Source organism: Duganella levis (genome assembly GCF_009857605.1).
Lineage (GTDB): Bacteria > Pseudomonadota > Gammaproteobacteria > Burkholderiales > Burkholderiaceae_D > Rugamonas > Rugamonas levis.
The window spans coordinates 96,842-118,020 of the sequence record NZ_WWCT01000024.1 but is presented as its reverse complement, the minus strand read 5'-3'; the positions used below and the strand labels follow the sequence as shown (position 1 = coordinate 118,020).

Here is a 21,179-nt window from a genome sequence, read left to right as displayed (position 1 = left end):
AGGCCCGCCTCCGGCCAGCACGCCGACTGCACGGCGCCGGCATTTCGCTGCATTGTTTGCCCGGACGCGCCATTCTCGTTTATCGTGAGCGCATGAATACTCTCCCTACACGCGCCTGGATCGCGGCGGTCTGGTTTTGCCTGGCGCTGTTCGACGCCACGCAGAACGTCTTCCTGATGCGCACCGCCGGCATGCATCACGCGTGGACGGCGCTATTCTTCTTCCGCTTCTTCTACTGGCTGGTGTTGGCGCTGGTGACACCGGCCGTGCTGCAACAAGGCATACGCTTTGCCAGCAGCCATCGTGCCGGCTGGCGTAAATGGATTATTCATCTTGCCGCGTGCCTGATGATCGGCGTGATCAGCGCCGTATGGACGGCGACGCTGGAGTCCGCGCTGAATCCATGGATGGTGTCGGACACGCCGCCATGGCTGGTCCTGTGGTACCAGCACTTCGTCGGCGGCGTGCTGGCGGACGTGGTGATCTACGCCACCGTGTTCGCCATCGGCTACGGCCTGCATGCGCGCGAGCGGCTGCTGCTGGAACAGGCGGAGCGCATCAAGGCACAACTGGATGGCTTGCGGCGGCAGATCGAACCGCACTTCCTGTTCAACACCCTGAACACCGTCACTGGTCTGGTACGCGAACAGCGCAATGACGCCGCCGTCGACACCCTCGCCGGCCTCAGTGAACTGCTGCGCCGCATGCTGGACGACTCCGACCGCAACCTGATTTCGCTGGGCGAAGAACTGGCCTTCCTCGACAAATACTTCGCCATCCAGAAGATGCGCTTCGGCGAACGCCTGCAATACAGCGTACAGGTGCCGCCGTCGCTGATGTCCGCCAGCATACCGGGCCTGCTGCTGCAACCGCTGGTGGAGAATGGCTTCAAGCATGGACTGGCGCACCGCGCGCAAGGCGGCGCGATACGGCTGTCCGTCAGCGCCGCCGGCGAGATGCTGGACATCGTCATCTACAACGACGGCCCCACGATGCCATCCGACGTGGCGCCGGCCCGCGCGGGCATCGGCTGGAACAATGTCCGCGAACGCCTGCGCGGCTTGTACGGCGAACGCCACACGCTGGAGATGCGCAACCGCGACGGCGGCGTCGAAGTCCGCATTGCGATTCCATTCAGTGGCGTTACCGCATGAAGCTGCGCGCCATCATCGTCGACGACGAAGCGCCGGCCCGCGCCAACCTCAAGGCGCTGCTGCGCAAGCAGGCCGACATCGAACTGGTGGCCGAATGCGACTCCGGCAGCGCCGCGCTGACCGCAATCCGCACCATGCGGCCGGACCTGCTGTTCCTCGACATCCAGATGCCGGAATGCGACGGCTTCGATGTGTTGGAGATGCTGGGCGGCGAACTGCCTCCCGCCGTGGTCTTCGTCACCGCCTACGACCAGCACGCACTGCGCGCGTTTGACGTGGGGGCGCTCGACTACCTGCTCAAGCCCTTCAGCGACGAGCGTTTCAACACCGCGCTGCTGCGCGCGCGGGAACGCCTGCCGCGTACGCAGACGGCGCCGGCGCCGGCGCGGCTGGTACTCAAGCATGCCGGCCAGGTGCTGTTCCTGCCGGTCGCCGACATCGACTGGATCGGCGCGGCCGATTACTACGCCTCGCTGCACGTCGGCGCGCAAACGCATCTGCTCCGTCGCAGCATCGCCGAGCTGGCGCAGGATCTGGACCCGGCCACCTTCTGCCGCATCCACCGCTCCACCATCATCAACCTGGCCAAGTTGCAGTCGATTGAACCGGGCGAAGACGGCGAACAGGAAGCCGTGCTGACCAGCGGCGCGCGCCTGCGCGTCAGCCGCAGCTACCGCAAGGCGCTGATGGAGCGCGCAGTCAGGTAATCACGTTACGGACGAAATGCGCCGTCACCGTGCCCTGATTGACGTAAGCGTAGTGCTGGGCGCTGCTGAAGATCGCGAATTCGCCCACCGCCAGCTGCCGGGTCTCGTGCTCAAACACGATGTCCAGCACGCCGGCCGTCACCACGATCATCTCTGAAAAGCCGGATTGGTCCGGCTGGGCGTCATAGCGGTCACCCGCCGCCAGCGCCCAGGTCCACAGCTCGACCATGTTGGCAGCCGGCGCCGCGCCAAGCAGCACCGCCTGGCTGGCATCGCTGGCGCCGCGCCACATCACGCTGCGAATATCGCTATTGTCGGTTTGCGGCGGCCGAACCAGATCGACAAACTGCACGCCCAGCGCCAGCGCGATCGCATCCAGGTTGGACAAGCTGATATTCGCCGTGCCCGCCTCCAGCCCATTGATCATGCGGCGGCTCAGGCCGGCACGCCGCGCCAGTTCATCCTGGCTCAGCCCCTGCTGCTGACGGTAATGACGGACGTTTTCCGCCGCATGGGCCAAGGCCGGCGACGATGTTTCTTGACTGGGCAGTATATTGCGCATCATAATATGAGAAATATTTTGCGCATAGCATACCATGAACCTACAGACCCCACGCTGGGCCGAGCTCTCGCTGGTGAGCGTCACCATGATCTGGGGCTGCACCTTTTTGATCGTCCATACCGCCGTGCATACGGCCGGGCCGCTGGCCTTTGTCGGCACCCGCTTCGCCATCGCCGCCACCATTGCGGCGCTGCTGAGCCGGCGCCACCTGCGCGGCCTGACGTCGCTGGAGTGGCGGGCGGGCGTGATGATCGGCGCCAGCATCTTTGCCGGCTATTCGCTGCAAACCTGGGGACTGCAATACATCACCAGCAGCAAGTCGGCCTTCATCACGGCTTTCTACGTGCCGATGGTACCGCTGATGCAATGGCTGTTCCAGCGCCAGCAACCGCACGTCGCGGCGCTGGCTGGCGCGGCGATCTCATTCGCGGGACTGGCCTGCCTGGCGGGACCGGAAGGCATCAGCGGCGGTTTCGGCTACGGTGAAATGCTGACCGCGCTAGGCGCGCTGGCGATTTCGGCGGAGATTATCCTGATCGGGCATTTCGCCCAGCGCGTGCACATCGCCCGCGTGACGGTGGTGCAGTTGGCGGTGGCGTCGCTGCTGGCATTTGCCGCGATGCCGGTTGCCGGCGAGAGTCTGCCCGGCTACTCGCCCGTGTTCTTCCTGTGCGCACTGGCGCTCGGCATGGCCAGCGCCGCCATTCAGTACGTGATGAACTGGGCGCAGCGCCAGGTCAGCGCGACCAAGGCGACGTTGATCTACGCAGGCGAACCGGTATGGGCCGGCGTGTTTGGCCTGCTCGCGGGAGAGCATATTCCAGCGCTGGCGGTGCTGGGCGCGGCGATGATTATTTTCGCCAGCATCGTCGGCGAATGGCGCCGGCCCTAAACCGGCGCCGCACACTCAATCCAGGCGTGGCTTGTCTGAGCAGCCGGGCTGTTCCAGAAGACGGGCGTTGACATTCTCAATCGGCAGGCTCAGCTTAAGCGAAGTCCCCAGCCCGACATCACGATGGATCTCCGCCGTGGGGCGCGTGACGATGACGCGTGACTCGGCGCTGAAGGCATCGCCGAACTGCTGCCGGGCCGTGTCGGTAAAGCGCTGCAGCTCGCTGCTGCTCATATTCGGTGGCAGTTGACGGTTGATTTCCGTCAGCACCACCACGCCCTTGCCATCGCGAATCGCCGGACGGAACACCAGGCGGATGCGTTGACCGTCACTGGCTTTCATACTGGCACTGGCAAAGCTGAAGCGGCAAACGGTGGCCACCGTCGTGGCAAACTGCTTCAGCGACTTGCTGTCGAAATCGCCCATGTCGGAATAGCCGATGCGGTTGCCGGAGCGGTCGAGGCCGTAAGCGCCATCCGGCTTCCCATTCAGCTTGAACTGGGCGATGCCGGACGGTTGCAGATTCAGCGTCGCGGCTTCGGCGGTGGTCATGCCGAGGCAGGCGCCTGCCAGGCACAGCTTGCGGTCCGGCGCTGCACTGGCCGGCTGCGGCGCGGCAGCGGTAGCGTTTGCCGTTACCGCCGGCTGCCCAGCCGGCAAAGCCGCCAGCTCGGCCTTGAGCGCGCCGGCAATCTTATTGAATTCCGCGCGCACCGCCGCCGGCGGCGAATTGACGCCGGGCGGATTGGCATACATCAGCGCCAGGCTGACGCCATCGCCCACCGGCGCCAGCGATACCGCCAGCGAACCGGTCTTGCCGCTCTGCGTGGTCTGGTTGTTGCGGGCCAGAAGAGCATAGCTGGCCGGCGTTGCCTGGAAGACGTTCCAGCCATTACGCTCCACCACCCGCCGCAGAGCGGCATAAGCCTGGCTAATATCGGCGCCCGGCAGCACGGCGGCAGCACTGTACTCGGTGCCTTGCGCGGCCGAACCGTTGCTCTGGAAGCGGCTCACCGCCTCCTGCGCCATGGCTGGCGCGCTCACCGCCGCCAGCGCAAACGCCACTGCAGCACCCACCGGCAAGACGCGCTTGCCAAGATCCAAATAAGCCATGGTCGATTCCCTTTTTTATGTTGTCGAAATATTAGCAGAAGCGCCATGCTTTCCTGCGCACGCCTGCCGCCAGCAGCCATAGCCCAAACATGCTATCGTTATCGGTTTTTTTTCTGCTTTTTCGCCCCTCCCCCATGCACTCCGAACCGATTTCCGACACTCCCCTCATCATCGCGCCGCGCGGCGCCGCCATGGCCAACCTGGCGCTGGCCATCGGCGGCCTGGCCATCGGCACCGGCGAATTCGCCTCCATGACCATCCTGCCGGTGGTGGCCGGCGACCTGCACGCCAGCCTGCCCGACATGGGCCACATGATCAGCGCCTACGCGCTGGGCGTGGTGTTCGGCGCGCCGTTGATCACCATCTTCCTGGCGCGCATGCCGCGCCGCGCGATGCTGATCATGCTGATGTCGCTATACGCGGTGGGCAACCTGCTGAGCGCAGCGGCGCCGGGCTATGCGTCCTTGATCCTGGCGCGCTTCGTCGCCGGCATTCCGCACGGCGCTTACTTCGGTGTGGCGGCGCTGGTGGCGGCGTCGATGGCAGTGCCGGAGAAGCGCGCGCAGGCGGTGTCGCGCGTGTTGATGGGACTGACCATCGCCAACATCTTCGGCGTGCCGCTGGCGACCTGGCTGAGCCAGGGCTTCGGCTGGCGCTCGACCTTCCTGGTGGTCGGCCTGCTGGGCCTGACCACGGCGTTGATGGTGCGCCGCTACGTGCCGTGGATCGCGCCCGGCGACGCTAGCCCGCAGCGCGAACTGGGCGTGTTCCGCCGCCTGCAGGTGTGGGTAACGCTGCTGATGGTGTCGGTCGGCTTCGGCGGCCTGTTCGCGGTCTATACCTACGTCACGCCGACCTTGCTGGAAGTGACCAAGGTGTCGCCGGCGCTGGTGCCGCTGCTGCTGGCGATGATGGGCGTCGGCATGACGGTGGGGAATGTGGTGGGCGGCTGGTTCGCCGATCGCTCGCGCCTGTGGACCATTTTCGGCGCGCTGGTGTGGAATGCAGCGGCACTGGCGGCGTTCTACTACACCAGCAGCAATGTATGGGCGGTGGCCTTGAACCTGTTCGCCATCGGCTGTGGCATCGCCGTCTGCCCTGCCGTGCAGACGCGCCTGATGGACGTGGCGGGCGATGCCCAGACGGTGGCGGCGGCGCTCAACCACTCGGCCTTCAACTGCGCCAACGCCGCCGGCGCCTGGTGCGGCGGACTGGCGATTGCGCATGGCATGAGCCTGCAATCGACCGGCCCGGTCGGCGCGCTGCTGGCCTTGGGCGGCATCGTGGTGCTGGGCGTGTCGGTGTGGCTGGAGCGTCGTCCCGCCCAGCCCGCTCAACTGCATATTGTATACAATATCCAAAAATGACGATATGATGGCTGCCGACGCTTTCCCATCCAACGCAGCCAGAAGGAAACACCATGAGTGACAATATTTTCACCGGCACCATCCCGGCCCTGATGACGCCTTGCACCGCCGACCGCTTGCCCGACTATGACGCGCTGGTCCGCAAGGCACGCGAACTAATCGACGCCGGCATGAGCGCGGTGGTGTATTGCGGTTCGATGGGCGACTGGCCGCTGCTGACCGAAGCACAGCGCCAGGAAGGCGTGGCCCGGCTGGTGGCCGCCGGCTTGCCGGTGATTGTCGGCACCGGCGCGGTCAACTCCAAGGAAGCGGTGTCGCACGCGGCGCACGCGGCCAAGGTCGGCGCCAAGGGCCTGATGGTGATTCCTCGCTTGCTGTCGCGCGGCTCGTCGCCGGCGGCGCAGAAGGCGCACTTCTCGGCCATCCTGGAAGCCGCGCCGTCCCTGCCGGCCGTGATCTACAACAGCCCGTACTATGGCTTCGCCACCCGCGCCGATCTGTTCTTCGAACTGCGCGCCAAGCACCCGAACCTGATCGGCTTCAAGGAATTCGGCGGCGCCGCCGACCTGCGTTATGCGGCCGAGCACATCACCAGCCAGGACGACAACGTCACGCTGATGGTCGGCGTCGATACGCAGGTGTTCCATGGCTTCGTCAACTGCGGCGCGACGGGCGCCATCACCGGCATCGGCAATGCGCTGCCGCGTGAAGTACTGCACCTGGTCGCCCTGTCGCGCAAGGCGGCGGCCGGCGATGCCGTGGCGCGCCGTCAGGCTCGCGAACTGGAAGCCGCGCTGCTGGTGCTGTCGTCGTTCGACGAAGGCACCGACCTGGTGTTGTTCTACAAATACCTGATGGTGCTGAACGGCGACACGGAATACACGCTGCACTTCAACGAAACCGATGCGCTGAGCGCCAGCCAGCGCCGCTACGCCGACACCCAGTACGCGCTGTTCCGCACCTGGTATGCGGCATGGTCGAAGGAAGTGGCCGCGTGAAGGGATTTGCCGTCACCACGGTAGCGGAGCAGGCGGCTGACGCGCTGCGCCGCAAGATCATGTCGGGCGAATTGCCGGAAGGCTTTTCGCTGCGGCAGGACGCGCTTGCGACCGAGTTCGGCATCAGCCGGATTCCGGTGCGCGAGGCGCTGGTGCAGCTGGAAGGCGAAGGGCTGGTCACCATCGTGCCGCACAAGGGCGCCGTGGTGTCAGGCCTGTCGATTGATGAGATCAGCGAGCTGTTCATGTTGCGCAGCTTGCTGGAGCCGCTGCTGCTGAAGAAGTCCGCACCGCGGCTGACGGCGGAAGATTACGCCCAGCTCGACGCCATTCTGGCCGAGTACAAGGTGGAACTGCACGCCCAGCACACCACCCGCTGGGGCGAGCTCAACACGCGTTTGCATGAGGTGCTGCTGTCGCGCGCGGAACAGCCGCGCACGGCGGCCATCGTCGCCACGCTGCTGCAACAGACCGACCGCTACACGCGCATGCAACTATCGCTGAGCGCAGACAGCATCAAGCAAGCGCAGCAGGAACACGAAGAACTGGTCGGCCTCTGCCGCACCGGCGACGTCCGAGGCGCCGCCGCGCTGCTGAAGCGCCACATCGAACACGCCTGCAAAGACCTGGAACAATTCATCCTGTCGCGCCGCCGCGCGTCCTGACCTATTAAGCGAACTGGGTGAAGTCCGGTTTGCGTTTCTGGAAGAAGGCCATGAAGGCTTCTTTGGCTTCCGGGGCGGACAGCATGGCGCCGAAGTGGGTGTTTTCGGCGGCGATGGCGTCGGTCACCGGCGCTTTGCGGGCGGCTTTCATCAGTTCTTTGGTGACGCGGATCGAGCTGGCGGGCAATGCCACCAGCTTGGCGGCCTGGCCTTCGGCAAACGCGCGCAGTTCGGCCACCGGCAGCACTTTCGAAATCAAGCCCATCTCCAGCGCTTCCTGCGCGCCAAAGGCTTCGCCCAGCATCAGCTTTTCAGCCGCGCGCGGGTAGCCGGCGATTTGCGTCAGCAGCAGGCTGGAACCGAATTCCGGGCACAGGCCCAGCTGCACGAACGGCATCGAGAATTTGGCGTTGTCGGCCGCATAGACCAGGTCGCAATGCATCAGCAGTGTGGTGCCGATGCCGACCGCATTGCCGGCCACCGCTGCCACCACTGGCTTGGTGGCGCCGCTCAGCGCCATCATGAATTTGTAGACGGAACGGTCTTCAATCGCGCCGCCGGCTGGGGCGGTTTTCATGAAGTCTTCCAGGTCGTTGCCGGCGGTGAAAATGTCGGCTTTGCCGGTCAGCAGGATGGCGCGCACGGCGGTGTCGGTTTCGGCGGCGGTCAGCGCGTCGGCCATGGTTTGATACATGGCGGCGGTGATGGCGTTCTTGCGCTCCGGACGGTTGAATTCCAGCGTCAGGATGCCGTTTTCAATGCTGCTTAAAATTTCCATATCTGTCTCCAAAATGAAAGGGCGCTGGGTATGAACCTCAGCGCCCTTTGTTATTGCGATGGCGTGATTACACGCGTTCGATGATGCCGGCTGCGCCCATGCCTGCGCCTACGCACATGGTGACCATGCCGTATTTCAGGTTGTTGCGGCGCAGTGCGTGCACCACGGTGGCGGCACGGATCGCACCGGTCGCGCCCAGCGGGTGACCCAGCGCAATCGCGCCGCCCATCGGGTTGACTTTGGCCGGGTCCAGACCCAGGTCGCGGATCACGGCCAGCGCTTGCGCGGCGAACGCTTCGTTCAGCTCGATCCAGTCCAGCTGGTCCTGTGTGATGCCGGCGGCTTTCAGCGCATCCGGAATCGCAAACTTGGGACCGATGCCCATGATTTCCGGCGGCACGCCTTTGACGGCGAACGACGAGAACTTGGCCAGCGGGGTCAGGTTGTGCTCGCGCAGGATCTTCTCGGAGACCACCAGCAGCGCACCGGCGCCGTCCGACATCTGCGAGCTGTTACCGGCGGTGACCGAACCTTTGGCGGCAAACACTGGCTTCAGCTTGCCCAGGGTTTCCATGCTGGTCTCTGGACGCGCGCCTTCGTCGGTATCGACGGTGCGGGTCTTGACCTTGATTTCGCCGGTAGCCAGGTCTGGCGTGCGGGTGATGATTTCCACTGGAGTGGTCTCATCCTTGAAGAAGCCGGCCTGCTGCGCGGCGACGGCGCGGCGGTGCGATTCCACCGAGAACGCGTCCTGGTCTTCGCGCGACACTTTCCATTGCTCGGCCACTTTTTCAGCGGTCAGGCCCATGCCGTATGCCATGCCGACGTTTTCGTCGGTGAACATATTCAGGTTCATCGACGGGTGGTGACCCATCATCGGAACCATCGACATCGATTCGACGCCGCCAGCCAGCATGACGTCGCATTCGCCAACGCGGATGCGGTCAGCCGCCATGGCCAGGGCGGTGATGCCCGACGCGCAGTAACGGTTAATGGTGACGCCGCCGACGGTCTTCGGCAGGCCGGCCAGCAGCACCGATTGACGGGCGATGTTGAAGCCCTGCTCCGCTTCCGGGAACGAGCAGCCGATGATGGCGTCGGTGATCAGCGCCGGATCCAGGCCAGGCGCCTGGGCCAGTGCCGACTGGATCACGCGCACCAGCAGGTCGTCCGGGCGGGTTTTGTTGAACATGCCGCGCGGCGCTTTGCCGATCGGGGTGCGGGTCGCGGCGACGATGTATGCGTCTTGAACTTGTTTGCTCATTGTCTTATTCCTTAGTTGCGGACTGGCTTGCCGGTTTGCAGCATGCCCATGATGCGCTCTTGGGTTTTCGGATGGTTCAGCAGCTCCAGGAAGGCTTTGCGTTCCATGTCCAGCAGCCACTGTTCGTTCACGAACGAACCCTGATCGATATCGCCACCACTGACGATTTGCGCGATCATGTCGCCCAGCTTGAAGTCGTGCGCGGAGATGAAGCCGCCGTCACGCATGTTGACCAGTTGCGCCTTGATGGTGCCCCAGCCGTAGCGGCCGGTCACCTGGATCGGCGCCTTCAGCGGCGCGCGGTAGCCCTTGTCGAACATGGCGCGCGCTTCGGTCTTGGCCACGTACAGCAGTTCGTACGGGTTGAACACGATGACGTCGTCTTCTTTCAGGTAGCCCATCGCTTGCGCTTCCAGCGCCGATTTCGACACGTTGGCGGTGGCCGCGTTGGTGAAGCCGGTTTTCAGGAATTGCAGGATGTCGGTGCCCTTGGCTTCCTTGTAGGCGCGTGCTGCCGCCTCTTTCAGACCGCCGCCGGCAGGAATCAGGCCCACGCCCACTTCCACCAGGCCGATGTACGACTCGATCGACGCCACGCGTTTCGATGCGTGCAGCGCCATTTCGCAGCCGCCGCCCAGGGCGATGCCGGCAACCGCCGCCACCACTGGCACGTTCGAGTATTTCATCGCCATGAAGGTGTCTTGCAGTTCCTTGATGATCGGGTCGACTGCCTTGGCGCCGCCGCTCATGAAGGCTGGCAGTGCCGATTGCAGGTCGGCGCCGGCCGAGAACGCGCCGCCGTCGGCTGCGTCCGCGCTCCAGATCACCAGGCCCTTGAAGTTCTTCTCGGCTTCCGCCAGTGCTTTCTTGAAGCCGGCGATCACGCCTGGGCTGATCACGTGCAGCTTGGTTTTCAGCGAGATGACCAGCACTTCGTCGCCCGAGTGCCACAGGCGGACGTCGTCGTCCTCGAACACGGTGGTGCCGGCTTTGCGGCCGTCGATTTCGCCCGAGCCCAAAACTGGTGCACGGAATTCCTGGCGCTTGTAGACTGCCAGTTCCGAACGCGGAATGTAGGCGTTGGCCTTGGCCGACCACGAACCTTCCGGAGTGTGCACGCCTTTTTCAGCGACAGGGCCTTCGAATACCCAAGCTGGCAGCGGTGCGTTGCACAGCGCATGGCCGGCATCGATGTCTTCTTTGACCCACTGGGCCACCTGGGTCCAGCCGGAGGCTTGCCAGGTTTCGAACGGACCAACGGTCCAGCCGAAGCCCCAGCGCATGGCGAAGTCGATGTCGCGCGCGTTGTCGGCGATGCTTTCCAGATGCACGGCGATGTAGTGGAAGGCGTCGCGGAAGATCGCCCACAGGAACTGCGCCTGTGGGTTGGTCGATTCGCGCATCGCTTTCATTTTCTTGACCGGATCTTTTTCCTTCAGGATACGGGCCACGATGTCGGCTGCCTTGGCGCCGCCGGCGACGTATTCACCGGTTGCGAAGTCCAGACGTTGAATTTCCTTGCCTACTTTTTTGTAGAAGCCGGCGCCGGTCTTTTGACCCAGCGCGCCTTTTTCCACCAGCTTGGCCAGCACGGCCGGGGTTTTGTAGACGGCTGCGAACGGATCGTTCGGCAGGTAGTCCTGCATGGTTTTGATCACATGGCCCATGGTGTCCAGGCCGACCACGTCCGCAGTGCGGAAGGTGCCCGACTTGGCGCGGCCCAGCTTGGCGCCGGTCAGGTCATCGACCACGTCTACCGACAGGCCGAATTTTTCAGCTTCGTGGACGATGGCCAGGATGCCGAAAACGCCGACGCGGTTGGCGATGAAGTTCGGGGTGTCCTTGGCGCGGACCACGCCCTTGCCCAGGGTCGAGGTCAGGAAGCCTTCCAGCTGGTCGGCGATCTCTGGCTTGGTGTCCGGGGTCGGAATGATTTCCACCAAGTGCATATAGCGCGGTGGGTTGAAGAAGTGCACGCCGCAGAAGCGTGCTTTCAGTTCCGCGTCGAAGCCTTCGGCCAGCTTGCCGATCGACAGGCCCGAGGTGTTCGAGGCGAAGATGGCGTTAGGGGCGATGTGCGGCGCGACCTTTTTGTACAGGTCGTGTTTCCAGTCCAGGCGCTCGGCGATGGCTTCGATGATCAGGTCGCACTCGGCCAGCTTGGCCAGGTCGTCTTCGTAGTTGGCCACTTCGATCAGCGCAGCGTGGTCCTTGTTGCCCAGCGGAGCCGGCGACAGTTTTTTCAGGCCTTCGATGGCTTTCAGCACGATGCCGTTCTTTGGCGTGCCTTCTTTACCTGGCAGATCGAACAGCACCACTGGTACTTTGGCGTTGATGCAATGGGCAGCGATTTGCGCGCCCATCACGCCGGCGCCCAGCACGGCTACTTTTTTAACGATGAAATTGGTCATTGTCGTTTCCTCTTAGAACAGGTCGGCGTCGAGTGCCATCAGGTTGGCGGAGCCCGAACGCGCCTGACGGATCAGGGTTGCGGTTTCTGGTTGCAGGCGGGCGAAGTAGAAGCGCGCGGTCGCCAGCTTGGCTTTGTAGAAGGTATCGGTGCTGTCTTGTTTTTCCATCGCGATCTTCGCCATTTGCGCGAAGAAGTAGCTGTACACCAGGTGACCGACCACGCGCAGGTACGGCACGGCGGCGGCGCCCACTTCGTCGGCGTTCTGGAATGCTTTCATGCCGATTTCCATGGTCAGCTTGGTGACTTTGTCGCCCAGCTCGCCCAGTGGGGTGATGAATTCGCTCAGGTTTTCGTCCAGGCCGTTTTCTTCCACGAACGCTTTGATTTTCTCACCGAACTTGCGCAGCTTGGCGCCGTTGTCGCCCAGGATCTTGCGGCCCAGCAGGTCCAGCGACTGGATGGTGTTGGTGCCTTCGTAGATCAGGTTGATGCGGGCGTCGCGCACGTACTGCTCCATGCCCCATTCCGAGATGTAGCCGTGGCCGCCGAACACTTGCATCGCTTCCGAGGTGGCGATCCAGGCGTTGTCGGTGATGAAGGCCTTGACGATCGGGGTCAGCAGCGCGACTTCGTCGGCGGCTTCCTTGCGCACATCTTCGTCAGGGTGGTGCAGTTCGCGGTCGATCTGCAGCGCCACGTACGAGGTGAAAGCGCGCGCGCCTTCAGCGTAGGCACGGCCGGTCAGCAGCATGCGGCGGACGTCGGCGTGGACGATGATCGGGTCGGCCGGCAGGTCCGGACGCTTGACGCCGGTCAGCGAGCGCATCTGGGTGCGGTCCTTGGCGTAGATTACCGCGTTCTGGTAAGCGATCTCGGTCAGGCCCAGCGACTGCATGCCAACGCCCAGGCGGGCGGCGTTCATGAACACGAACATGGCGTTCAGGCCTTTGTTCGGCTGGCCGATGATCCAGCCCTTGGCGCCGTCCAGGTTCATCTGGCAGGTCGAGTTGCCGTGGATGCCCATTTTTTCTTCGATGGCGCCGCAGGTGATCGGATTGCGTTCGCCAACCGTGCCGTCTTCTTTCGGCAGGAACTTCGGCACCAGGAACAGCGAAATGCCTTTCGAGCCTTCCGGTGCGTCCGGCACGCGGGCCAGCACCAGGTGCAGGATGTTTTCCGACATGTCGTGCTCGCCGGCCGAGATGAAGATCTTGTTGCCGGTGATCAGCCACGAGCCGTCTTCCTGTGGCAGCGCTTTCGAGCGCAGCATGCCCAGGTCGGTGCCGCAGTGCGGTTCGGTCAGGCACATGGTGCCGGTCCATTCACCCGACACCAGTTTCGGCAGGTAGACTTCTTTCTGGTGCGCGGTGCCGTGTTCTTTCAGGCACTCGTAGGCGCCGTGCGACAGGCCCGGGTACATGGTCCAGGCCTGGTTGGCCGAGTTCAGCATTTCGTAGAACGAATTGTTCAGCACCACTGGCAGGCCCTGGCCGCCGTATTCAGGATCGCAGGCCAATGCCGCCCAGCCGCCTTCCACGTACTGCTTGTACGCTTCCTTGAAGCCTTTTGGGGTGGTCACGGTGTGGGTGGCGGCGTCGTGCTTGCAGCCTTCGCGGTCACCGGAGTGGTTCAGCGGGAACAGCACGCCGGCGGTGAACTTGCCGCCTTCTTCCAGCACCTGGTTGATGATGTCGGCATCGACTTCGCTGTAGTCCGGCAATGCTTTCAGTTCATCTTCCACTTTCAGGAACTCGTGCAGAACGAATTGCATATCCCGGATTGGCGCGACGTATTGACCCATTTTTTTCTCCTGATGACTACTGTAGTGTTTGAATTAGTTAATTGGCGTTTGCAACCACCGCTGCCGGCGACTGCGGATTGCGATACGTTTCGATCAGGCGCTCAAAGCCCCTGCCCGCGCGTTCCAGGCTGCCGGGAATGCGCAGGAAGCGGCCGTCGTGGTGCAGGGCCAGGATCAGGCCGTACATCTCGTAGACCAGCTGCTGCGGGTCGATGCCCTCTTGCAGGTCGCCGGTCTCGATGCACTGCTTCACGCAGCGCAGCAGCGCGCCCTGCCAGGCGCCAACCATGGCCATCAGCTCTTCGCGGATCGGGCCGGGCCGGTCGTCATACTCGACCGCGCCGCTGATATAGATACAGCCCGACGCCACTTCGACGCTGACCCGCTTGACCCAGCGCGCAAACATCGCTTGCAGGCGCTGGATGCCGCGTGGCTCTTTCACGCTCGGGAAGAACACTTCCTGTTCGAAACGGTGGTGATACAGCTTCAGCACTTCCAACTGCAAATCTTCACGCGAGCCGAAATGCGCGAACACGCCGGATTTGCTCATGTTCATCTTATCCGCGAGCAATCCGATGGTCAGACCTTCCAGACCATCACGGCTAGCCAGGTCGAGCGCCACATCCAGGATTGCCGCGCGTGTTAACTCGCCTTTGCGCATAAATTTAGTTGAGGTATTAATAAGATTGCATCCCAGGGTAAAAAAGGCGTTTGAGAGAAACGAATATTCTGCTCTACTTAAATTTACTCTGTGTGAAAAGAATTGCGAACGCTCGTACTATTATCCACTTGGGGGTGAATGTCAAACAGTACCTTTAGAGGTGGGGTTCTATTGCTGCAAAGCAGCAATAGAATAAGCATGCGGAGGGGAAACTAAGTTAGAGTTTGTCCAATTCGCGGCGGTCGCGTTTGGTCGGACGGCCTTTGATGGTGGTGCCCGGCTCGCGGAACAAGCGGCGGTTTTCGGCCACCGCCGCACGCCGTGCGACGCTGACTTCGGTTTCTTCATACAGGTTGCGGGCGATGGTGGCCGAGCCGCGCACATCGGACAAACCCATTACATCGACTTCCCACTGATCGGAGCCGTTGTCGATTTCCAGCACGTCGCCCAGCTTGACCGTGCGCGCCGGCTTGACGCGGTCGCCATTGACGGTCACCTTGTTGCGGTCCACCGCATCGCACGCCAGCGAGCGGGTCTTGAAGAAGCGCGCCGCCCACAGCCATTTATCCAGTCGTACACCTTCACTCACGCGTATTTCCCCACAGCGAACACCCGCATTAATAACTTGTAGAACACAAACGCAATCTCGTAGCCGATACGCTTCACATGGCCGACGTGCGCGAAGTCATCATAAGTGATGACCTTGCCGTCGGCAATCGCCGTCTCGATGCGCTGGCGCAGCGTCTGCGCAAACACCGCATCCTTGATCACCACATTGGCTTCCTGGTTCAGGAACAGGCTCAGCCCGTCTACATTGCTGGAACCGACCGTGGCCCAGTCGTCATCGATGACGGCGACCTTGGCGTGCAACTGCGTCTTGTGATATTCCACCACTTTGACGCCGGCTGCAAGCAGCTTCGGGTAGAAGGAATGCGCCACCGCATCCTGCAGCCAGATCTCGCCGACGCCGATCAGCAGCACCACCTCGACGCCGCGCTCGGCGGCCGAGGTCAAGGCGCGGCGCAGCTTGCGGCTCGGCGCGAAATACGGGTTGGCCAGCAGCACACTCTTGCGCGCCTGCCCCAGCGCCTGCAGGTAGGCGCGCTGGATGGTGTGGCGGTTGCGCAGGTTGTCGCGCACCACGAAGCCGGCCTGCACCGCGTGGGCGGCGGCGATCTTCTCCACCTTGCGCATGTCGCGGTACAGGCCGATCCGCTTGATGATGCTGAGTTTGCCGAGACGGCGCCACTGCGTCACCGCCTCCAGCTGGATGTCGGCCACCAGCGGGCCGCGCACCTGCACCGCGAAATCCCAGCGCGGCGCCGATAGCGCCTTGCTGTGATCGTAATCGCAGAACATATCGTCGTTGATGTTGATGCCGCCAACATAGGCGACGTTGCGGTCCACCACGCAGATCTTGCGATGGGTGCGGGTGACGCCGCGCAGGAACCACGGATTGAACATGCGGTGCTCGACGCCCTGCGCCACCAGCTGCGCATGCATGCTGTTGACCTGGCGGCGGCCGGTGCCCCACCAGTCGGTAATCATGCGCACCTGCACGCCGCGCTGGGCGGCGCGGATCAGCGCGGCCTGCACGCTCAGGCCGGTGTCGTCGCCGGCGAAGATATAGGTTTCGAAATAGACTTCGTACTGCGCAGCGTCGATAGCGCCGATCAGCGCCGGGAAAAAATCGGTCCCGGTATGCAGCAGCGTAACGTCGTTATCGGCGATAAAATTTACAGGGCGCATAGTGTGCGCTCAAGCCAGCGTCAGCGAGGCGACGATGGGAGCGTGGTCTGAGAGCTTGGCCCACAGACTACCATGCATTACCTCGGCCGTCTCCACCCGGAAGCCGCGCACGTAGATGCGGTCCAGGCGGAAGAACGGCAGCGCGGCCGGGAAGGTACGGGCCGGATTGACGCTGCTCTTGCGGCGCAGCTTGCGCATGATCTCACCCAGCGCGCTGTTGGCGCCTTCGATCTCGTCGAAGGCCTCGACCACGCCCAGCGCGTTACGCAGTTCGGTGCTGAGGGTGTTGCGCCAGTCGTTGAAATCGCCGGCGATGACCACCGGTTCGCCATGCGGCGCGGTTTCCTTGACGGCGGCGATCAGCGCCTGGGTCTGGCGCCGGCGGCCGCTTTCAAACAGGCCCAGATGGACAACGTAGCAATGCACCGGGCCGCGCGGCGTGTCCAGCATGCAGTGCAGGATGCCGCGCTGCTCATAGGCGTGGTCGGAGACGTCGCGGTTGGCCTGGCTGGCGATCGGGAAGGCGCTCAGCAGCGCGTTGCCATGGTGGCCGTGGTCGTAGACTGCATTCATGCCGTAGGCGGCGTGCAAATGGCGCGATTCGCCGGCAAAATATTCATGCTGCGCCGCAGCGGGCCAGTGCTTGTGGCCCAGGTGTTCGGCGCCGTATTTGGCGGCCTTAAGGTCGTGCTTGCCCTGCACTTCCTGCAAAAAAACCACATCGGCGTCGAACTGGCCGATGGCTTGTTTCAAGGCCATCACGCGCGGTTCCGCGCGTATGCTGGAAACGCCCTTGTGGATATTGTAGGTAGCGACTCGGATCTTCATGCGACACATTTTACTCCCGAGATCGCATTCGGGGGCGTGCGCCGCCGCACATAAGCAACCGTCATTCCGGCGCACGCCGGAATCCATGCCGAGCTCGCAGGCAAACGAACGGTTATGGATTCCGGCCGTCGCCGGAATGACCGCTGAAACGAGGCAGCTGCAGGATGGCTTCGGCGTTGGAGGCGGAGAAGCATTTGTCGGCGGCTTCCAGATACGGTAGCCAGACGTAATTCAGATGTTCGCGCGGACTGAGCGTGATGACGCTGTCGCGCGGCACTTCGACGCTGAAGACGTGCTCGGTATTTTGGGTGACGCCGGGCGCGTAGCGGTGGCGCCAGACCGGGTAGATTTCATAGATGTTGGACAGCCGCCAGTCGCGCAGCGCGATGCGCTCGCCGTCGGCGACGATACCGGTTTCCTCGAACAGCTCGCGCGCGGCCGTCTGCAACAGCGGCTCGTCCGGCGCGTCCAGCGAACCGGTCACCGATTGCCAGTAGCCCGGCTTGTCGGCGCGCTCGATCAGCAGCACGTGCAGGTCGGCGGTGTGGATCACCACCAGCACGGATTCGGGTATCTTGTAAGGCTTCATAAACGCGCTAAAAGAAAAGGCGCCGCAGCGCCTTTTCCAGATGAGACAGATTAGCCAGCCACTTTCGGCTCAACGGCGCGCAGACGGATATGCAGCTCTTTCAGTTGCTTCTCGTCCACTTCCGACGGCGCGTGGGTCAGCAGATCCTGCGCGCGCTGGGTTTTCGGGAAGGCGATGACGTCGCGGATCGAGTCCGACTTGGTCATCAGCGTCACGATGCGGTCCAGGCCGAATGCCAGGCCACCGTGCGGCGGCGCGCCGTATTGCAGCGCGTCCAGCAGGAAGCCGAACTTCAGGCGGGCTTCGTCGGCGTCGATCTTCAGTGCGCGGAACACTTTCGACTGCACGTCTTCGCGGTGGATACGGATCGAACCGCCGCCCAGTTCCCAGCCGTTCAGCACCATGTCGTAGGCCTTGGCGATGCAGGCGCCCGGATTGGTTTCCAGCCAGTCTTCGTGGCCGTCTTTTGGCGCGGTGAAAGGGTGGTGGGTCGCGGTCCAGCGGTCGCCTTCTTCGTCGTACTCGAACATCGGGAAGTCGATCACCCACAGCGGCGCCCAGACGTCGTCGAACAGGCCGGCGGCCTTGCCGAATTCCGAGTGGCCGATCTTCACGCGCAGCGCGCCGATGGCGTCGTTCACCACTTTGGCTTTGTCCGCACCGAAGAAGATCAGGTCGCCGTCTTCGGCGCCGGTCAGTTCCAGGATGGTGGCCAGGGTGGCGTCGTCGATCGATTTGACGATCGGCGATTGCAGACCGTCACGGCCTTTGGCTTTCTCGTTGACCTTGATGTACGCCAGGCCGCGCGCGCCGTAGATGGCGACGAACTGGGTGTACGCATCGATTTCCGAACGCGGCATCGAACCGCCTTTCGGTACGCGCAGACCGACCACGCGGCCGTTCGGCAGGTTGGCGGCGCTGTTGAAGATCTTGAATTCGACGTTTTTGACCACTTCGGTCAGTTCGGTGAACTGCAGCTTGACGCGCATGTCCGGCTTGTCCGAACCGTAGCTGCCCATGGCTTCGGCGAAGTCCATCACCGGGAACGGGTTAGGCAGGTCGACGTCCATGGTGTTCTTGAACGTTTTGCGGATCATGTCTTCGAACAGATCGCGGATTTCCTGTTCGGTCAGGAACGAGGTTTCGCAGTCGATCTGGGTGAATTCCGGCTGGCGGTCGGCGCGCAGGTCTTCGTCGCGGAAGCACTTGGTGATCTGGTAGTAACGGTCGAAGTTGGCCACCATCAGCAGCTGCTTGAACAGCTGTGGCGACTGCGGCAGCGCGAAGAAGCTGCCGGCGTTGACGCGCGACGGCACCAGGTAGTCGCGCGCACCTTCCGGGGTCGACTTGGTCAGCATCGGGGTTTCGATGTCGATGAAGCCCAGCTCGTCCAGGTACTTGCGCACTTCCATCGTCACCTTGTAGCGCAGGCGCAGGTTGTTCTGCATCTGTGGACGACGCAGGTCCAGCACGCGGTGGGTCAGGCGGGTGGTTTCCGACAGGTTGTCGTCGTCCAGCTGGAACGGCACGGCCACGGAGGCGTTCAGCACTTCCAGTTGCGAGCACACCACTTCGATCTTGCCCGATTTCAGGTTGCTGTTGACGGTGCCGGCCAGGCGGTCCTTGACCACGCCGGTCACGCGCAGGCAGAACTCGTTACGCACGGATTCGGCGGCCTTGAATACTTCAGCCTGTTCCGGATTGCATACGATCTGCACCAGGCCTTCGCGGTCGCGCAGGTCGATGAAGATCACCCCGCCGTGGTCGCGGCGACGGTGTACCCAGCCGCACAGGCTGACGGTTTGGCCAAGCAGCGCTTCAGTGGTGAGGCCGCAGTAGTGAGTACGCATTGAGGACATGTTTATTTCTCGGTTCAGGTTAAGTTACTCAGTTAATCTTGGTTTCAGTGTCTGGCAGGACGATGGTTTTCGGCGCGTCTTCCGGCGCCACCACGCCCATCGAAACGATGTACTTCAGGGCCGCATCGACACTCATGTCGAGTTCGACCACATCCTTCTTGGCCATCATCAGGAAAAAGCCCGAGGTCGGATTCGGCGTGGTCGGGATGTACACGCTCACATACTCGCCCACCAGGTGGTTCTTCACGTCCCCGCCCGGCGTGCCGGTCAGGAAGGCGATGGTCCACGAATTCTGGTGCGGATACGGAATCAGCACCGCCTTGCGGAAGGCGTTGCCAGACGACGAGAACAGCGTGTCCGACACCTGCTTGACACTCGAATACAGCGAGCTGACCACCGGAATCCGGGTCAGCAGTTTTTCCCACAGCTTGACCACGTAGTTGCCGACCAGGTTGTTGGTCAGCAGGCCGGTCAGGAACACGATGACGACGGTCAGCAAGGTGCCCAGGCCAGGAATGTCGAAGCCGACCAGGGTGCGCGGCTGCCAGCGTTCCGGCACGAACAGCAGCGACTGGTCCATGGTGCTGATCACCAGGTTCAGCACCCAGGCGGTAATCGCCAGTGGCACCAGGATCAGCAGGCCGGTAATGAAATATTTACGCATCGAGGTCCTTCTGTGTGGATGGGAGAGCTTCAGGTGTCGCCGGTGCCGCCCGTCTTGGCTGGCGCGGGCGCCGGGGCCGGTGCTGGGGCGCTGTCCGACGTCGACGCCGGCGCGGTGCCGGTGGCCGGCGGCGTGCCGCCTCGGAAATCGGTCACATACCAGCCGGAACCCTTCAACTGGAAACCGGCAGCGGTTACTTGCTTTTTAAACGACTCTTTACCGCACGACGGGCAAACCGTCAGCTGCGGGTCGGAAATCTTCTGCAAGACGTCCTTGGCAAAACCGCAGGCTTCGCAGCGGTACGCGTAGATCGGCATCTCTTACTCCGCAAAAATCATCAAAACCCTGAATTATAAAGCCTTTTGCGCGCCATCTGACTGTTTCCTGTCGCCAAGCTCCCATCGGTAATCGTTTTCATAGCAAAAATCTATTCGCTTATTGTTTGTCAGCATGTTTTAATACTTGCCTACAAGCGCTGATTTCCCAATCCCTGAATCGTCGCCTCGTTAGCCGTCCCGGACTTACGACGCTCCAACTCTTTGATTCTTTGGGAAATACCATGAAAAAAACGCTGTACGCGAGCCTTCTCGCTGCTTGCCTTTCCGCTCCTGCTTTTGCCGCTTCCAACAAATTTGTCGCCCAGACGCCGGATGAACCGATGCATCGCCGCGCCGTGCTGTTGTGCATGGCGGTGATGGTGGGTCTGCAATCCCTGCGCTACCTGCCCAAACTGCCTGCCCGCCGGACTGTTAAATCAGGCGAGTGATGCGCCGCGCGATTTTCCTGCTGTGCAGCGCGCTGCTGGCGGCCGGCCAGGCGTCGGCCATGCGCGCGCATGAATTTCTCGATGAACAGCGCGGCCCGGTGACGCTGGCGTCCGACCATCTGACGCTCAGCATCAACGCCGAGCCGCCGCTGGACACCGCCGCCGTGATCACGCCTGACAGCGATGCACAGCTGCACGCGTCGGCGCAGGCCGCGCCGGTGCAGCTCGCCAGCCCCGTACCGGAACCGTCCGGCTGGGCGATGCTGGCCTGCGGGGCGCTGATGCTGTTGTTGATGCCGCACAAGCGGGACGACTCCGGCTACGCCATCCGCAGCTGAGCTGATATGCG

The 21,179-nt window shown here is 62.9% G+C and carries 22 protein-coding genes; 8 read left to right on the top strand and 14 right to left on the bottom strand.

Going from position 1 to position 21,179, the window contains the following annotated elements; translation table 11 throughout:
* Positions 1-92 precede the first annotated feature (92 nt).
* Together GTP69_RS24710 and GTP69_RS24705 are read left to right on the top strand one after the other, a co-directional pair.
* Positions 93-1,154 carry a sensor histidine kinase gene (locus GTP69_RS24710; protein ID WP_161057363.1) on the top strand — a complete coding sequence of 354 codons (1,062 nt, stop codon included), beginning with the start codon at positions 93-95 and terminating at the stop codon, positions 1,152-1,154.
* Complete coding sequence (locus GTP69_RS24705; protein ID WP_161057362.1) at positions 1,151-1,861, top strand: LytR/AlgR family response regulator transcription factor; 711 nt, start codon at positions 1,151-1,153, stop codon at positions 1,859-1,861. Before GTP69_RS24710 ends, GTP69_RS24705 begins: the two co-directional genes overlap by 4 nt.
* Here the strand turns inward: GTP69_RS24705 and GTP69_RS24700 are convergent.
* Positions 1,854-2,426: an XRE family transcriptional regulator gene (locus GTP69_RS24700; protein WP_229261142.1), complete on the bottom strand. Its 573-nt coding sequence runs from the start codon at positions 2,424-2,426 to the stop codon at positions 1,854-1,856. The genes GTP69_RS24705 and GTP69_RS24700 overlap by 8 nt on opposite strands.
* A 31-nt stretch (positions 2,427-2,457) precedes the next feature.
* On the opposite strand from GTP69_RS24700, the gene GTP69_RS24695 reads away from it, so the two are divergent.
* Complete coding sequence (locus GTP69_RS24695) at positions 2,458-3,315, top strand: DMT family transporter (protein WP_161057361.1); 858 nt, start codon at positions 2,458-2,460, stop codon at positions 3,313-3,315.
* A gap of 15 nt (positions 3,316-3,330) precedes the next feature.
* Here the strand turns inward: GTP69_RS24695 and GTP69_RS24690 are convergent, their stop codons facing one another.
* A complete protein-coding gene (locus GTP69_RS24690) occupies positions 3,331-4,428 on the bottom strand; it encodes a hypothetical protein (protein WP_161057360.1) in 1,098 nt (365 codons plus the stop codon).
* A 134-nt stretch (positions 4,429-4,562) separates the two neighbouring features.
* On the opposite strand from GTP69_RS24690, the gene GTP69_RS24685 reads away from it, so the two are divergent.
* From GTP69_RS24685 to GTP69_RS24675, 3 genes are read left to right on the top strand one after another with little or no spacing between them, the layout of a single operon-like run.
* A complete protein-coding gene (locus GTP69_RS24685) occupies positions 4,563-5,795 on the top strand; it encodes an MFS transporter (protein ID WP_161057359.1) in 1,233 nt (410 codons plus the stop codon).
* Between the two features lie 53 nt (positions 5,796-5,848).
* Entirely contained in the window at positions 5,849-6,793 is a 945-nt protein-coding gene (locus GTP69_RS24680; protein WP_161057358.1) for a dihydrodipicolinate synthase family protein, read from the top strand.
* Positions 6,769-7,458, top strand: coding sequence for a GntR family transcriptional regulator (locus tag GTP69_RS24675; RefSeq protein WP_161057357.1), 690 nt, complete (start codon positions 6,769-6,771; stop codon positions 7,456-7,458). The genes GTP69_RS24680 and GTP69_RS24675 overlap by 25 nt, the downstream gene beginning before the upstream one ends.
* A gap of 4 nt (positions 7,459-7,462) precedes the next feature.
* Here GTP69_RS24675 and GTP69_RS24670 read toward each other — a convergent pair whose 3' ends face one another.
* From GTP69_RS24670 to GTP69_RS24615, 12 genes are all read right to left on the bottom strand, one after another.
* Entirely contained in the window at positions 7,463-8,236 is a 774-nt protein-coding gene (locus GTP69_RS24670; protein ID WP_161057356.1) for an enoyl-CoA hydratase, read from the bottom strand.
* A gap of 67 nt (positions 8,237-8,303) precedes the next feature.
* Entirely contained in the window at positions 8,304-9,500 is a 1,197-nt protein-coding gene (locus tag GTP69_RS24665) for an acetyl-CoA C-acyltransferase (RefSeq protein WP_110846491.1), read from the bottom strand.
* Between the two features lie 11 nt (positions 9,501-9,511).
* Positions 9,512-11,911, bottom strand: coding sequence for a 3-hydroxyacyl-CoA dehydrogenase/enoyl-CoA hydratase family protein (locus GTP69_RS24660; protein ID WP_161057355.1), 2,400 nt, complete (start codon positions 11,909-11,911; stop codon positions 9,512-9,514).
* A gap of 12 nt (positions 11,912-11,923) precedes the next feature.
* Positions 11,924-13,714, bottom strand: coding sequence for an acyl-CoA dehydrogenase C-terminal domain-containing protein (locus GTP69_RS24655; protein WP_161057354.1), 1,791 nt, complete (start codon positions 13,712-13,714; stop codon positions 11,924-11,926).
* Positions 13,715-13,751: 37 nt separating this feature from the next.
* A complete protein-coding gene (locus GTP69_RS24650; RefSeq protein ID WP_110846488.1) occupies positions 13,752-14,375 on the bottom strand; it encodes a TetR/AcrR family transcriptional regulator in 624 nt (207 codons plus the stop codon).
* A 217-nt stretch (positions 14,376-14,592) separates the two neighbouring features.
* On the bottom strand, positions 14,593-14,964 hold the full coding sequence (locus GTP69_RS24645) for an RNA-binding S4 domain-containing protein (protein WP_161057353.1): 372 nt from the start codon (positions 14,962-14,964) through the stop codon (positions 14,593-14,595).
* A complete protein-coding gene (gene clsB, locus GTP69_RS24640) occupies positions 14,961-16,124 on the bottom strand; it encodes a cardiolipin synthase ClsB (RefSeq protein ID WP_161057352.1) in 1,164 nt (387 codons plus the stop codon). Before clsB ends, GTP69_RS24645 begins: the two co-directional genes overlap by 4 nt.
* Positions 16,125-16,133: 9 nt before the next feature.
* Complete coding sequence (locus GTP69_RS24635; RefSeq protein ID WP_161057351.1) at positions 16,134-16,952, bottom strand: endonuclease/exonuclease/phosphatase family protein; 819 nt, start codon at positions 16,950-16,952, stop codon at positions 16,134-16,136.
* Between the two features lie 112 nt (positions 16,953-17,064).
* Positions 17,065-17,541: a dihydroneopterin triphosphate diphosphatase gene (gene nudB, locus GTP69_RS24630; RefSeq protein ID WP_161057350.1), complete on the bottom strand. Its 477-nt coding sequence runs from the start codon at positions 17,539-17,541 to the stop codon at positions 17,065-17,067.
* 50 nt (positions 17,542-17,591) lie between these two features.
* Complete coding sequence (aspS, locus tag GTP69_RS24625; RefSeq protein ID WP_202424556.1) at positions 17,592-19,391, bottom strand: aspartate--tRNA ligase; 1,800 nt, start codon at positions 19,389-19,391, stop codon at positions 17,592-17,594.
* Between the two features lie 37 nt (positions 19,392-19,428).
* Positions 19,429-20,064 carry a DUF502 domain-containing protein gene (locus tag GTP69_RS24620; RefSeq protein ID WP_161057348.1) on the bottom strand — a complete coding sequence of 212 codons (636 nt, stop codon included), beginning with the start codon at positions 20,062-20,064 and terminating at the stop codon, positions 19,429-19,431.
* Positions 20,065-20,093: 29 nt separating this feature from the next.
* Positions 20,094-20,381, bottom strand: a complete 288-nt coding sequence (locus GTP69_RS24615; protein ID WP_161057347.1) for an FmdB family zinc ribbon protein — start codon at positions 20,379-20,381, stop codon at positions 20,094-20,096.
* A gap of 242 nt (positions 20,382-20,623) precedes the next feature.
* Between GTP69_RS24615 and GTP69_RS24610 the strand changes: the two genes are divergently transcribed.
* Both GTP69_RS24610 and GTP69_RS24605 read left to right on the top strand, forming a co-directional pair.
* Entirely contained in the window at positions 20,624-20,830 is a 207-nt protein-coding gene (locus tag GTP69_RS24610; RefSeq protein ID WP_161057346.1) for a hypothetical protein, read from the top strand.
* On the top strand, positions 20,830-21,168 hold the full coding sequence (locus GTP69_RS24605) for a hypothetical protein (protein ID WP_161057345.1): 339 nt from the start codon (positions 20,830-20,832) through the stop codon (positions 21,166-21,168). Before GTP69_RS24610 ends, GTP69_RS24605 begins: the two co-directional genes overlap by 1 nt.
* The last annotated feature ends 11 nt before the right edge of the window (positions 21,169-21,179 follow it).